This window comes from Variovorax sp. Varisp36 (genome assembly GCF_047304235.1).
Taxonomy (GTDB): domain Bacteria; phylum Pseudomonadota; class Gammaproteobacteria; order Burkholderiales; family Burkholderiaceae_C; genus Variovorax.
In genome coordinates this window covers 1-14083 of sequence record NZ_JBGLYU010000052.1, presented here as the reverse complement: position 1 = coordinate 14083, position 14083 = coordinate 1, and the positions used below count along the sequence as shown (strand labels likewise).

13 protein-coding genes are annotated in these 14083 nt (G+C 68.3%); 1 reads left to right on the top strand and 12 read right to left on the bottom strand.

Annotated features, from left to right (window positions below):
- Positions 1 to 15: 15 nt before the first annotated feature.
- Genes ACCD11_RS24135 through ACCD11_RS24125 form a run of 3 tightly spaced genes read right to left on the bottom strand, consistent with a single transcriptional unit; the run spans position 16 to position 1459 of the window.
- Positions 16 to 435, bottom strand: a complete 420-nt coding sequence (locus tag ACCD11_RS24135) for a VOC family protein (RefSeq protein ID WP_413315744.1) — start codon at positions 433 to 435, stop codon at positions 16 to 18.
- Positions 436 to 453: 18 nt separating this feature from the next.
- Entirely contained in the window at positions 454 to 981 is a 528-nt protein-coding gene (locus ACCD11_RS24130; RefSeq protein WP_413315743.1) for an SRPBCC family protein, read from the bottom strand.
- 40 nt (positions 982 to 1021) lie between these two features.
- Positions 1022 to 1459, bottom strand: coding sequence for a VOC family protein (locus ACCD11_RS24125; protein WP_007833155.1), 438 nt, complete (start codon positions 1457 to 1459; stop codon positions 1022 to 1024).
- Positions 1460 to 1591: 132 nt separating this feature from the next.
- On the opposite strand from ACCD11_RS24125, the gene ACCD11_RS24120 reads away from it, so the two are divergent.
- Complete coding sequence (locus ACCD11_RS24120; protein ID WP_007833156.1) at positions 1592 to 2245, top strand: TetR/AcrR family transcriptional regulator; 654 nt, start codon at positions 1592 to 1594, stop codon at positions 2243 to 2245.
- A 21-nt stretch (positions 2246 to 2266) separates the two neighbouring features.
- On the opposite strand, the gene ACCD11_RS24115 is transcribed toward ACCD11_RS24120, so the two are convergent.
- From ACCD11_RS24115 to ACCD11_RS24075, 9 genes are all read right to left on the bottom strand, one after another.
- A complete protein-coding gene (locus ACCD11_RS24115; RefSeq protein ID WP_007833157.1) occupies positions 2267 to 2758 on the bottom strand; it encodes a MarR family winged helix-turn-helix transcriptional regulator in 492 nt (163 codons plus the stop codon).
- Positions 2759 to 2817: 59 nt separating this feature from the next.
- The gene (locus ACCD11_RS24110) at positions 2818 to 4542 is read right to left on the bottom strand and encodes an acyl-CoA dehydrogenase family protein (RefSeq protein ID WP_413315742.1); all 1725 of its coding nucleotides are present in this window, start codon (positions 4540 to 4542) and stop codon (positions 2818 to 2820) included.
- Between the two features lie 14 nt (positions 4543 to 4556).
- Complete coding sequence (locus ACCD11_RS24105) at positions 4557 to 6296, bottom strand: tannase/feruloyl esterase family alpha/beta hydrolase (RefSeq protein WP_413315741.1); 1740 nt, start codon at positions 6294 to 6296, stop codon at positions 4557 to 4559.
- A gap of 35 nt (positions 6297 to 6331) precedes the next feature.
- Complete coding sequence (locus tag ACCD11_RS24100) at positions 6332 to 7069, bottom strand: ABC transporter ATP-binding protein (RefSeq protein WP_007833162.1); 738 nt, start codon at positions 7067 to 7069, stop codon at positions 6332 to 6334.
- A gap of 1 nt (position 7070) precedes the next feature.
- The gene (locus ACCD11_RS24095; protein WP_413315740.1) at positions 7071 to 8882 is read right to left on the bottom strand and encodes an ABC transporter permease subunit; all 1812 of its coding nucleotides are present in this window, start codon (positions 8880 to 8882) and stop codon (positions 7071 to 7073) included.
- A gap of 333 nt (positions 8883 to 9215) precedes the next feature.
- Positions 9216 to 10256 (bottom strand): branched-chain amino acid ABC transporter permease, encoded by a 1041-nt coding sequence (locus ACCD11_RS24090; RefSeq protein WP_413315739.1) that lies wholly within the window; start codon positions 10254 to 10256, stop codon positions 9216 to 9218.
- A gap of 25 nt (positions 10257 to 10281) precedes the next feature.
- Positions 10282 to 11421, bottom strand: a complete 1140-nt coding sequence (locus ACCD11_RS24085) for an ABC transporter substrate-binding protein (RefSeq protein WP_413315738.1) — start codon at positions 11419 to 11421, stop codon at positions 10282 to 10284.
- A 32-nt stretch (positions 11422 to 11453) separates the two neighbouring features.
- Positions 11454 to 12218 (bottom strand): SDR family NAD(P)-dependent oxidoreductase, encoded by a 765-nt coding sequence (locus tag ACCD11_RS24080; protein ID WP_007836396.1) that lies wholly within the window; start codon positions 12216 to 12218, stop codon positions 11454 to 11456.
- A gap of 22 nt (positions 12219 to 12240) precedes the next feature.
- The coding region (locus tag ACCD11_RS24075; RefSeq protein WP_413315737.1) for a feruloyl-CoA synthase at positions 12241 to 14083 on the bottom strand (1843 nt) is incomplete at its 5' end.

Below are 14083 nucleotides of genomic sequence, written 5' to 3'. Positions count from 1 at the left end.
CAGGAAGGGGACGGCTCAGACCAGCGGCTTGCCGCCGTTGATGAGCCACGGAGTGCCGAAGCGGTCGGTCACCATGCCGAAGCCTTCGACCCAGAAGGTCTTCTCGAAGGGCATTCCGACGTGGCCGCCTTCGGCGAAGGCGCCGAAGACGCGGCGGGCCTCGGCCACGGTCTCGATGGTCAGCGCGACGCCGAAGCCCTTCATGCCTTCGTACGGCTGGCCGGGCATGGAGTCGGAGGCCATGAGGATGCCCTGGCCGTAGGCGAGCGAGGCATGCATGATGCGCTTCTTCGCCTCGGGCGGGAACTGCTCCGTGTCGGGCGCTTCGCCGACGGTCATCATCATCTGCATGGTGCCGCCCAGCGTCTTCTCGTAGAAGCGCATGGCCTCGGCCGCGTTGCCGTCGAAGGTGAGGTAGGCGTGGATGTGGGGCATGATTTTTCCTTTCGGGAATTACTTTTCGGTGGCGGCCTTCAGGTTGGCGAGGCCCGTCTCGAAGTCCTTGCCGATCATCTGGTCCATGTTGAAGAAGATGCCCATGAGCTTGGCGACATAGGGGCTCGGACCGTACATGGCCCAGGCGACCTGCGTTGCATTGCCCTGGGGCTGCAGCGTGAATTCAGCGGTGTTGTGGCCCTCGAAGGGCTTGATGAAGTCGAGCTTGATCGCGACCTTCGACGAAGGCGCCGACTCCACGATCTCCATGCGGCCCGCGCCGGCCTTGTCGTTGCCTTCCCAGGCATAGGTCGCGCCCTTGCCGTTCGCGCTGCCGCCGAAGCTGCGCTTCATGGCGGGGTCGAGCTTCTCGTAGGGCGACCATGCGTTCCAGCGGTGGAAGTCGTCGATCAGCGCAAAGATCTTCTCGGCCGGCGCCTCGATGCGCGCGGTGCGCTCGACGCGGAAGGTGTCGGGCCGGGTGGCCGCGAAGATCAGCAGCGCGGCGATCGCGAGCACGACGACGAGGGCGATTTTCTTGAGCATGGCGGGGCTTTCGGGAGATTGGCTGTGCGAGCGGGTGCGATCAGGCAGGGTGCGCGACGACCAGCAGCCAGCCCACGCCGAAGCGGTCGGTCAGCATGCCGAAGTTCGAGGTGAAGAAGGTCGGGATCAGCGGCTGCGTGACCTGCCCGCCCTCGGACAGCGCGTTGAACCACTTGACGGCTTCGGCGTCGGTCTTGGCGGTGAGCGCGAGCATGATGCCCTCGAACTTCGCCTGGCCGGAGCAGCGGCCGTCCGAGGCCATCAGCTCGGTGTCGCCGATGCGGAACACCGCGTGCATCACCTTGCTGGCGTCGGGCATCGCGCCGCCGCAACTGGCGTCCGCGTTGCCCGAAGGGGCTCCGGCAGGCGCTTCGCTGTAGCGCATGAGCTGTACGACCTCGGCGCCGAGCGCCTTCTTGTAGAAGCCGAGCGCTTCGTCGCATCGGCCTTCGAACGAGAGGTAAGACTGGACTTTCATGGCGGTTCCTTTGAACTGGAGAGGTGATTCGGAAAGCCCCCGGTGTCATGGGCCGCAAACAATCGGATTACTTTGTGTACACCGTCCACAAAGAATAGCAGGGATAATGGACAGTGTCCACATGGAAATGAAATGAAGCTCAACAACGTCCCCGAGAGCCTGCCTCCCGCCCGCAGCACCTACCGGCACGGCGACCTGCGGCGGGCGCTGCTCGACGCAGGCATCGAACTGGCGCGCGACGGCGGCCCGGGTGCGGTGGTGCTGCGCGAAGCCACGCGGCGTGCGGGGGTCGTGCCGAACGCGGCGTACCGGCACTTCGGCAGCCGGCAGGAGCTTTTGCTGGCGGTGCGCGCGGCCGCGCTGGCCGCGGCTGCGATCGCGATGGAGAAAGAACTGGCAGTGCTGCCTTGCGATCAGCCTCCGGCCGATTTCGCGCGCGCACAGCTGCGCGCCATCGGCACGGCCTATCTGCGCTTCGCGCAGGCCGAGCCCGGTTTGTTCCGCACGGCATTCGTGTTTTCCGATGAAGGCAGCGGTGAACTCGGTGCCGGGAAAGCCGGCGCGAGCGGGCTGGACCCGTTCCAGCTGCTGGGCAAGGCCATCGACCGGCTGGCGGACGCGGGCGTGCTCGACCCGGCGCGGCGCCCGAATGCCGAATACCTCGCATGGAGCGCGGTGCATGGGCTGGCGCTGCTCATCATCGACGGGCCGCTGCGCGGCATGGATGCCGAGGCGGCCCATGCGCTCGGACAGCAAGTGATCGATATGGTCGGGCGAGGTCTCTGAAGCCTCGGAGGCCTTGGAAGCCTAGAGATAGATCTTCTGCAGCAGCCTGATCAGCGTCTCGCGCTCGCGGGAGGTGAGCCTGGCGCTGGCGTCGGCTTCCAGTTGCACCACGGTCTGTTCGGCCTCGCGGATCAGCGTTTCGCCGGCGGCCGTGAGGTGCAGGCCGACGGCGCGGCCGTCGTGCGGGTGGGGGCGGCGTTCGATGAGGCCCCGGCTGTCCAGCGTGGCCACCAGGCTCACGAGGTTCGGCGGCAGGATGTCCAGCGTGTTGCACAGCTGCCGCGACGTGGCGCCCGGGTTGTGCGCCAGCAGCGAGAGCACCGAGAAATCGATCTGCTTGAGGCCGTAGGGCGCCATGCGCTCCGCGAAGAAGGCGCTGACGATCAGCCATGCCCGGCGGGCGTTGTAGCCGACCAGCGTTTCGAGCATGCGGGCATCGAGCCGCTCAGGCCTGCCCTGCGGCGCCGCGGCCTGCTCGCCTTTCGCGGAGACGGATTTCGAGGAGGAAGCCATGGGACTAGAGCGTAACCGCCTGCGTGCGTACGGGGTGCCTACCGTGCGACACCTTGCGTTTACGCCGCTTGGGTGTGCGCCACGGCCTCGCAGGCCCGCTTGACGATGCCCAGCCGCATCTCGAACTCGGGCAGCACCCAGCGGCGGAAGGCGCCGGCCGTGCGCGCCCGTGCGGCGTCTTGCGGGGCGGCGGCCTCGATGCGGGCCCAGGCCCACGCCATCATCGCGAGCATCGTCACGCGCAAGTAGTCGTCGGCTATTTCGTACGGCAGCACGGTGTCGGCTTGCGCCGCAATCGCCACCGTGGTGCCCAGGTAGCGCAGCTGCGCCAGCCGGCGCTGCGCGTCGGCATCGGCTTCACGCGAGGCATCGAGCATGTCGCGCAGCTCGAGCAGCACGGCCGACATGGCGGCGGCACCGTCGGGCAGCACCTTGCGCACCAACAGATCGATGGCCTGGATCTCGTTGGTGCCCTCGTAGATCATGGTCACGCGCGCATCGCGCACGATCTGCTCGATGCCCGATTCGCGAACGTAGCCGTGGCCGCCGAACACCTGCAGGCATTCGCTCGCGCCGTGGAAGGCTTGCTGGGTGCATGCGGCCTTGAGCACCGGCGTGACGAACGCGCACCAGCGCTGCGCTTGTTCGCGGGCCTTGGGATCGGCGTCGTGCGTGGCCACGTCGAGCATCAGCGCGCTGCGGTAGGCGAGGGTGCGCGCGCCGTCGATCCAGGCGCGCTGCGTGTCGAGGATGCGGCGCACCGCGGGGTGCTCGGCGATCAGGTCGGCGGGCTCGCCGCCGCGGCTGGCAGGCACGGGGCCGGGCGCACGCATCTGGCGGCGTTCGGCGGCGTAGGTGTCGGCCTTCTGCCATGCGGCGTCGAGCAGGCCGATGCCCTGCAGCGCCACGTGCAGGCGCGCGGAATTCATCATCACGAACATCGCGGCCAAACCGCGGCCGGGCTCGCCGACCAGCCAGCCGACGGCATCGTCGAAGCGCATCGTGCAGGTGGGGCTGCCGTGCAGGCCCATCTTTTCCTCGATGCGCTCGCAGTGCACCGCATTGCGGGAGCCGTCTGGCAGCAGCTTGGGCACGAGCACCAGCGACAGCCCCTTGGGGCCGGCAGGCGCATCGGGCAAGCGGCACAGCACGAGGTGCACGATGTTCGGCGTCAGGTCGTGTTCGCCGCCGGAAATGAAGATCTTGCCGCCGTTCACCCGCAGGCTGCCGTCGGCCTGCGGTACTGCGCGCGTGCGCACCTGGCCCAGGTCGCTGCCCGCATGCGCCTCGGTGAGGCACATCGTGGCGAGCCATTCGCCGGTGGCGATCTTCGGCAGGTAGCGTTGCTTCAGTTCGTCGCTGCCATGGTGCTTGAGGCAGGCATACGCGCCGTGCAACAGGCCGGGCGCCATCGTCAGGCCGTGGTTGGCGGCGGCCAGCCATTCGTAGAGCACGGCTTCGAGCACCGCGGGCAGGCCCTGGCCGCTGTCTTCTGGCGCGGCCGACAACGCAGGCCAGCCGCCATCGACGAAGGCCTGGTACGCCTCGCGAAAGCCTGGAGGCGAAACGACCTCGCCATCGGCAAAGCGGCATCCGATTTCGTCGCCGCCACGGTTGATAGGGGCCACCACTTCGCCGACGAAGCGGCCCGCTTCTTCGAGCACCTGCGACTGCAGCGCCTCGTCGACTTCTGCAAAGGGCGCGAGCGCGGCCAGGCGCGCGGGCGCATCGAGCACGGCATCGAGCAGAAAACGAACGTCTTCGGGGCGGGGTTGATAGTCCATCGGGGAGCGGAAATCTAAGGGGCAGGGGGCTTGCAGGCGAAGCTGCTCGCGCGCTCCGTGTCGCCGCCGGTGTAGGTGGCGACCTGTGGGTAAGGGCACAGCGGCCGCGTGCGCTGCGCCGACCAGTTGGCGGGCACTTCGGCGTTGGGCACCGGTGTGCCCGCACCGCGCGCGGCGGCCGTGACCGATGCGGGCGCCTTGCCCTGCTCGACCCAGTCGACCAGCGCGCTCAGCATGTCGAACTGGTCGGTGGCCGGGCCGCCTGCGCAGTGGTTCATGCCGGGCACCGGGAAGTAGCGCGCGAACGAAGAGGCATCGCCGCCGTTCGCGGCCTGCACGCGCTCGTACCAGGCGGCGGTATCGTCGGACGAGAACACCGGGTCGCTGGTGCCGTGGTAGACGATCATGCGGCCGCCCCTGTCGCGCAGCGCGCCCAGGTTGGCCGCGTCCGGCGGCGTCATGAACGATAGCGCCGACTCGTGGAACACACCGTCGGTGGCCGCGATGCGCGGTGCGTCGCGGTCCATGTCGAAGCCCAGCGCGAAGGGCAGGCCCTGCGGCCGCTCGGCCAGCGGTGGCGTGGTGAAGATGAAGCCCACGGCACCCGCGTCGCGCGTCGGCGGACTTGCGAACTTCCACTCGCGCCAGTTGCTGCCGCTCACGCCCGCGTCGAACGGGAAGCTGCTGTAGAGCGGCTGGCCTGCGCTGTTGCGCGCACCCTTGACGAACACGTTGGCGAGTGCGTTCTTCTGTGGCGCGCTCAGGCACATGCCATCGCGCGTGCCGGCGGCGCAGGTGGGCACGTCCGCCTGGATGTCGAAGCGTGCCTGGCAGGCCTGCACGTTCGACACGATGCCGTCGGCCAATCCATCGAGTGCATCGCAGCGCTGCAGCACCTTGTCGGCCACGAGCTTCATCTCGGCCGGGGTGAAGGCGCTCTGCAGATCGGGCTGGCCGGCCGGTGTCTTCGCGCTGGCCACGGCCGCGTATTGCTGCGCGCCGTAGAGCTGTGCCACCGCCGCCTTCGGCAGGTTGAAGCCGGGGTCGCCCGCGAGGATGCCGTCGTACTGCTGCGCCGAACGCACCGCGGCCACCATCGCATGCCGGCCGCCGTTGGAGCAGCCGCCGAAGTACGAGCGGTCGGGTCCGCGCCCGTAGGCCTTGGCGATCAGGTTCTTCGCCATCGGCGTGAGCTGCGCGACGGCGTTGTAGCCGTAGTCGAGCCGTGCCTGCGGGTCGAGCCCGAAGCGCGGCCCCATCGATCCCGCGTGGCCGGCGTCGGAACTGATGACGGCAAAGCCCATCTGCAGCGCGCTGCTGCGCGGGCCGCCACCACCGATGCCGCCGATCGCGGGCACCACCACGCCGTCGAGCCCGCCATTGGCCTGGTAGAAGAAGCGGCCGTTCCATGCCACGGGCAGCCGCATCTCGAAGCCGACGGCGTAGCGCTGGTTGTCGACCGGGCTCGTGCGTTCGTTCATGCGGCCCTGCACGAGGCAGTGCGCGGGAGCGCTCATCGCGACGCCGCCGACCGTGACGGCGCCCGCAGGCACCTCGGTGGCCGAGGTGTAGGCCGTGCCCGGCAGCGCGGCACGCGCGGCGAGGTCGGTGCAGGCCTGCAGCGTGCCGGGACGCGCGGCGGCCAGCGGTGCGTGCGCTGCGGGTGGACGCCCCGCACAGGCCACAAGCAAGGCGGCAACGCCGATCGCGGTCGCGCACAGGCCGAGGGAAAGGGGGCGCTGCTGTCGGTTCATGTTGTCTCCTTGCCGCGCAGGCCGCGGCACTTTCTTCAGGCGGCTTTTCTTGCCGCGCCCAGGTAGGTGTCGATCACGCGCGAATCGACTGCCAGCTTCTTCGCTTCGCCTTCGAGACTCACGCTGCCCATCTCGAGCACATAGCCGTGGTCGGCCACTTCGAGCGCGGCGCGTGCGTTCTGCTCGACCAGCAGGATGGTGACGCCCGTGGCGCGCAGCGCATCGACCGTGCGGAAGATTTCCTGCACCACCAGCGGCGCAAGGCCCAGGCTGGGTTCGTCGAGCATCAGCAGCGTGGGGCGCGACATCAGCGCGCGGCCCACCGCCAGCATCTGCCGCTCGCCGCCCGACAGCGTGCCGGCCAGTTGCGTGCGGCGCTCCTTCAGGCGCGGGAACAGCGTGTAGACCTCGTCGATGCGGTCGCGCCACTGCTTGTTGCGCAGCCGCACCTGGCGAAAACCGCCGAGCACGAGGTTGTCTTCCACCGGCATGGTGCCGAACAGCTCGCGCTTCTCGGGCACGAGCGCGATGCCGAGCATCACGCGCTCTTCGAGCGTCATCGTGGAGATGGGCTGGCCCTTGAACTCGATGACGCCCTTCGAAGGCAGCACGCCCATCAGCGCATTGAGCAGCGTGGATTTGCCGGCTCCGTTCGGGCCGATCACGGTGACGACGCTGCCCTGGCCGGCCTTCAGGTCGATGCCGTGCAGCACTTCGGCACGGCCGTAGCCGGCGTGCAGGTCGCGGATGTGGAGCAGGGGGGGTGTGGTCATCTCAATGCTCCGTTCCGAGGTAAGCCGCGCGCACCTTGTCGCTGTTCTGCACCTCGGCAGGCGTGCCCTCCATCAGGTGCGTACCGAATTCCATCACCACGATGTGGTCGCAGATGTCCATCACCAGCCCCATGTCGTGCTCCACCAGCAGGATGCTCATGCCTTCGCTGCGCAGCTGCCGCAGCACCTTGCCCAGCGCTTCCTTTTCCTTGTGGCGCAGGCCGGCCGCGGGCTCGTCGAGCAGCAGCAGGGCTGGGTCGGCGCACAGTGCGCGCGCAATCTCCAGCAGGCGCTGCTGGCCCATGGCGAGGTTGCCCGCGATCTCGTGCAGGTAGTCGCCCATGCCCACGCGCTGCAGCTGGCGCTCGGCCTCGCGGAACAGTGCGCGCTCTTCCGTGCGGTCGATGCGCAGCATGGCGGCGATGGCGCCCTTGTGGCCGCGCAGATGGGCGCCCAGCGCCACGTTCTCGAGCACCGTCATGTCGGCCACCATCTTCACGTGCTGGAAGGTGCGCGACACGCCGCGCTGCGCGATCTGCCGCGCGCCCAGCCCGCCGATGGCCTCGCCACGGAAGCGCACCGCGCCGCCCGAAAGCCCGAGCACGCCGGTCACGAGATTGAAGGTGGTCGACTTGCCCGCGCCGTTCGGCCCGATGAGGCCGACGATCTGGCCGGCGCGTGTCTGGAAGCTGATGTCGTTCACCGCCACCAGCCCGCCGAAGGTCTTGCGGATGGCCTGCACGTCGAGCACCACCTCGCCGGCGGCCGGCTTGGCGCGTGCGGGCAGGTCCTTGGCGTTCTGCCAGTCGACGCTGCGGCGCGGACGCGGCAGGCGCCGGTCGACGAAGGCCCACAGCCCGCTGGGCAGGTACTTGAGCACCAGCACGATCATGATGCCGAACACGATCAGCTCGTAGCTGCCGGCCGTGCCGATCAGCTTGGGCAGCAGCACCTGCAATTGGTCTTCCAGCAGCTTGACCACGCCGGCACCGGCAATGGCACCCCACACGTGGGCCGCGCCGCCGAGCACCGCCATGAACAGGTATTCGATGCCCATCTTCAGGCCGAAGGGCGACGGGTTCACCGTGCGCTGGAAGTGCGCGAACAGCCAGCCCGAGATCGATGCGAGCATGGCCGCCAGCACGAAGATGCCGATCTTGAAGCGCAGCGTGTTCACACCCATGGCCTCGGCCATCTGCGAGCCGCCGGCCAGCGAACGGATGGCGCGGCCGCTGCGCGAATCGAGCAGGCGGATCACCGCGAACGCAGCGAGGATCGCGAAAGCCCAGACCACGCCATAGAACAGCCGCTGCTGGCCGAACTCGAAACCGAACAGCGACAGCCCCTTCACGCCCAGGATGCCGTCGTACTTGCCGAGCGCGTCGAGGTTGCCCATGAGGTAGTACAGCGACAGCGCCCACGCGATGGTCGCCAGCGGCAGGTAGTGGCCCGACATGCGCAGCGTGATCGCGCCGATGAACGCGGCGCTGAGGCCGGTGAGCCCCAGGCCGATGAACAGCGTGACCCACGGCGACAGGCCGGTGTTCACCGTGAGGTAGGCGGTGGTGTACGCGCCGATGCCCACGAAGGCCGCTTGCCCGAAGGAGGTGAGGCCGCCGACGCCGGTGAGCAGCACGAGGCCGAGCACGGGCAGGGTGTAGATGCCGATGTAGTTGAGCTGGATGATCCAGAAGTCGGGCAGCGGCAGGAATGGCAGCGCGACGAGCACCAGGATCAGTGCGAGCGGGCCCCAGGTGCGCAGCAGGCTCTTGTCCGGCGCAGGGGTCGAAGAAGGGGTCAGAAGCGCTTCCATCTCAGTGATCCATTGCGGGTTGTTTGTTTTGTTTCAGGTGCGCTTGTTCGGGGCGCGTGCACAGGCCACCGGGTACTCCCCTCCGCGAATGTCCCCCGCCTTCGGCTCCTCCTTTATTTCGCTGCGGGGAGCACCCGGTGCCCTGTGCACGATGGGCGCTCTGCTTGTGCTGGCCGTTCAACCGCTCTGCCGAACGCTCACGCCGGCGGGGGGCCTTGCGCAGCGAAATAAAGGAGGAGGCCGCAGGCCGGGGGACATTCGCGGAGCAAGGTACCCCGTCGGCGTGAGCGCACCCCGAACGACCCCTGGAGCGGCAAGAAGAACGTGTGCTCATCAATGCTCCTCATCCGAATGCCCGCTGCGCAACGAGCGCCACAGCAGCACCGGCAGGATGATGGTGAACACGATCACTTCCTTGAACGAGCTCGCCCAGAAAGAACCGAAGGACTCGATCACGCCCACTGCCAGCGCACCGAGCAGTGCACCCGGGTAGCTTGCAAGCCCGCCAACCACGGCAGCTACGAAGCCTTTCAGGCCGATGAGAAATCCCGAGTCGTAGAACACGGTCGTGGTCGGCCCGATCAGCAGCCCCGAGAGCGCACCGATGAGTGCCGTCATCGCGAAAGTGAGCTGCCCCGCCGCCTGGGTGGAAATGCCCATGAGCCGCGCACCCAGCCGGTTCACGGCCGTTGCCCGCAGCGCCTTGCCATACAGGCTGCGCTCGAACATCAGGTACAGCAGCACGATCAGCGCGGCCGACATGGCAAAGATGATCAGCGCCTGCCCGCTCACGTTCAGCGGGCCCAGCGCCATGCGCTCGTCCCAGAACGGCGGGTTGCGAAAACCTTCAGCGCCGAAGAACAGCAGGCCCAGTCCCGTCATCGCGAAGTGCACGCCGACCGAGACGATCAGCAGCACCAGCGAACTCGCGCCGGCCAGCGACTGGTACGCCACGCGGTACACCAGCGGCCCGAAGGCCGTCACGATGAACACCGTGAGAAGAGCCTGCACGCCGATCGGCAGGTTGCGCGGGCCGGCCCACGCCGACACCGCGCAGATGATGGCCGGCAGGACGAAGGTGCGCGCTGCCGCCTTCAGCCCGCCCGCCGCGCTGCCGCTGTGGCGCCAGGTCGTGACCAGATCCATCAGCGCGGCAACACCGGCCAGTATGAGCAGCAGCCACACCGTGCCCGGCGTCTTGCCGGTCTGGAAGATCGCCAGCGTCAGCGCGCCGTACGCCACGAATTCGCCCTGCGGGATGAAGATGACGCGGGTCACCGTGAAGACGAGCACGATGCCCATGCCCAGCAGGGCATAGATCGCGCCATTGGTGAGGCCGTCCAGCGTCAGGATGCTGGCGATTGATAAGTCCATGGCGTGAGGCTGCGATTGAAGAAGGTTACTGCTCGACCTTGAACGCGCCGTTCACCACCTTGAGCATCACGCCGGTCTCGGTCGTGTAGCCCCAGTGGTCCTGTGCCGTCCAGTTGAGCACGCCGTGCGCGAGCACCGTGCGGCCCATGCCTTCGAGCGCATCGCGCAGCGCGGCACGGAACTCCGGCGTGCCGGGCTTGGCCTTCTTGAGTGCAACCGGCACGGCCTTCTCGAGCACCGTGAGCGCGTCGGCCGAGTGGCCGGCGAACTGGTTGCGCGAGCCGGGGCCGTAGACCTTCTCGTAGCCCTGCACGAAGGCCACTGCGGCGGCCTTCGACGGATGGCTGTCGGGCAACTGCTCGGCCACGGTGGCGGGGCCTGACACCACGAAGGTGCCTTCGGCATCCTTGCCGGCGGTGCGCATCAGGTCCTGCGTGGCGGCGGCGTGCGTCTGGTAGACCTTGCCCTTGTAGCCGCGCTCCATCACCGCCTTCTGCGGCATGCCCGCGCCGCTGCCCGAGGCCACGATCAGGATCGCGTCGGGGTTGGCCGACGTGAGTTTCAGCACCTGGCCGGTCACGCTGGTGTCGGAGCGCGCGAAGCGCTCGGTCGCGACGATCTTGATGCCGTTCTTGGCGGCCTCGGCGGTCAGCGCCTTGAGCCACAGCTCGCCGTACGCGTCGGTGTAGCCGAGGAAGCCGACCGTCTTCACGTTCTGCTTCTTCATGTGCGCGACCACTGCGTAGGCCATCACGTCGTTCGACTGCGGCATGCGGAAGAACCACTTGTCCTTGCCCGGCGGCAGGCTGGCGGGCGAGGTCGCGATCTGCGGCGTGCCGGCTTCGGCGGTCACGTCGGCCATCGGAATGGCGACCGGCGTGGCGCTGGAGCCGATGATCACGTCGGCCTTGTCTTCCGTCACCAGGCGCTGCGTGTCCTTCACGCCGGTGGTCGGGTCGGTGGCGTCGTCGAGCACCACCACCTTGAGCGTCTCGCCCGCGATCGTCTTGGGCCAGATCATGATGCCGTTCTTCACCGGAATGCCGAGGCCGGAGGCCGGGCCGGTGAGGGGCTGCACCACGCCGATGGTGATGTCGGCATGGGCCATGCCCATGGCCATGAGCGCCAGCACGGCGGCGAGGGTGGTCTTTTTCTTGAATGTCATCGATGTCTCCTGAAGGAAGCGGGTTTGAAGAGTCAGCGCGGCGCCATGCGCAGTGCACCGTCGAGGCGGATCACTTCGCCGTTGAGATGGCCGTTGGTGACGATGTGGCAGGCCAGCTCGGCAAACTCCGAGGGCTTTCCAAGGCGTGGCGGGAACGGGATCGATGCGGCCAGCGACTGCTGGACGGCTTCGGGCAGCTCCTTCATGAGCGGCGTGGCGAACAGGCCGGGCGCGACGGTGCACACGCGGATGCCGTGCTGGGCCAGGTCGCGCGCCATGGGCAGCGTCATGCCCACGAGCCCGCCCTTGGAGGCGCTGTAGGCCTGCTGGCCCACCTGGCCGTCGAACGCGGCGGCCGAGGCGGTGAACATCATCACGCCGCGTTCGCCGTTGTCCAGCGCGGGCAGCTTGGCGCAGGCGGCTGCGAACAGGCGGCTCACGTTGTAGCTGCCGATCAGGTTGATGGTGACCACGCGCGTGAAGTCTTCCAGCGGCGCGGCACTGCCGTCGCGCTGCACGATGCGCTTGGCGCTGCCGATGCCGGCCACGTTCATGAGGATGCGTGCGGGGCCATGGGCGGCGGCGGCCTTGTCCAGCGCGGCGGTCACGCTGGCGGCGTCGGTGATGTCGCAGGCGCACGCCACGCCGCCGATCTCGGCGGCGATCTTCTCGGCTTGTTCGGCATTGCGGTCGAGCACGGCCACCTTCGCGCCCAGGCGCGCCAGTTCGCGTGCGGTGGCTTCGCCCAGGCCCGATGCGCCGCCGGTCACGATGGCGGCTTGTCCTTGGATGTGCATGGTGGATTCCTTCCGGTGAAATTCAGTGTTGGGGAACGATGGTGAAAGGCAGGCTGCCGTCGTGCAGCGCGTTCACCAGATGCGCACGGTGCTGGAGCACGGCGCGCTGGTTGATGGAGCCCTTGTCGGTGATCTCGCCCTTGTCGAGCGACGGTGGCTCGGCCATCAGGTGGGCCCGTGCCACGCGCGTGGCGCTGCCGGTGGCCTGCGCCGCAAGCTGGTTCAGCACCTTCTGGAAATGCTGCTGCACGGGCGCGCTCTGCACCACTTCCTGCAGGCTGGCGGTGGCGGGCAGGCCGCTCAGGGTGCGGCAGGCGGCCGTGGGCAGCAGAAGCGCACCGACTTCCTTGAGGTTGATGCCGGTGAGCACGGCGTCCTGCACGTAGGGCGCGCAGGCCGCGATGATCTTGGCGCGCATGGGGCCCACGCTCACGAAGGTGCCGGTGCTGAGCTTGAAGTCCTCGGCGATGCGGCCGTCGAACTTCAGGCCCTTGTTGAGGTCGTTCTCGTCGATCCACTTCACCGCGTCGCCCGAGCAGTAGAAGCCCTCTTCGTCGAAAGCCTCGCGCGTGGCATCGGGGTTGCGCCAATAGCCGGGCGTGATGTTGGGGCCGCGGTAGCGCACCTCGATTTTTCCGTCCACGGGCACCAGCTTGAGCTGCAGCCCCGGCGTGGGCACGCCGATGTCGCCGGCCTGCACGTCGGGGCTGTTCACGGCCAAGCAGAAGGGGCAGCCCTCGGTCATGCCCAGGCCCGTGTTCATGACGATGCGCTCGCCCACCTCGCGCTCGGCGCTTTCAAACAGCGCGTCCCAGATGGGCTGCGACAGTGCGGCCGCGGCGAAGAAGAACATCTTCACGCGGCTGAGCAGGTTCTTGCGCAGCTGGTCATCGGTCTTCATCGCCTGGGCGATCACCTCGAAGCCCGTGGGCACGTTGAAGTACACCGTGGGCGCGATCTCGCGCAGGTTGCGGATGGTCTCGGCCATGCCCGTGGGCGTGGGCTTGCCCTCGTCCAGGTACAGCGTGCCGCCGTTGTAGATGACGATGCCGAAATTGTGGTTGCCGCCGAACGTGTGGTTCCACGGCAGCCAGTCCACCAGCACCAGCGGCTCTTCGGCCAGCACGGGCATGGACTGGTTCATCTGCTGCAGGTTGGCGGCCCACATGCCATGCGTGACGATCACGGCCTTGGGCAGCTTGGTGGAGCCCGAGGTGAACATGAACTTGGCGATGCTGTCCGCGGTGATCGCGCTGTGCGCCGCATCCACGGCGGGCGTGGCGGGGGTGGCCAGCAGCTCGCTGAACGGCGTGGTGCGACGCCCTTCGATGCTGCCACTGCCCAGCACCACATGCACATCGGAGGCCACCGTGGCGCCGATGGCGGGGGCAAAGCGTTTGGCGTCGCTTGCGAACACCAAGCCCGGCGTCAGCGTGTCCAGCACGTGGCGCAGCTTGTCGTAGTCCTGGCTGATCGTGGAATACGCGGTGGACACCGTGCACTGCGGCACGCCGGCCACCAGGCAGCCCAGCGACAGCAGCGCATGGTCCAGGTCGTTCTCGCTCAGGATGGCCACGGGCCGCTCGGTGCCCAGGTTCATGCCCAGCAGCGCCTGCGCAATGCTGCGGGCCGCGGCCCACGCCTGGCTGTAGCTGATGTGGCGCCATTCGCCCAGGCTGCCATCGGCGTTCTTCACGCGCTGGGCCATCCACGTGCGCTCGGGCGCCACCTGCGCCCAGTGCGCCAGCCGCTCGGTGAGGCGCACGGGGTGCGGCTGCAGGGCCTGCGCGGCTTCGACATAGACCACGCCGTTGTCCGCTGCGCGGGTGCGCACTTCGGTGACACCGAAACGCAGGGGGCGGTAG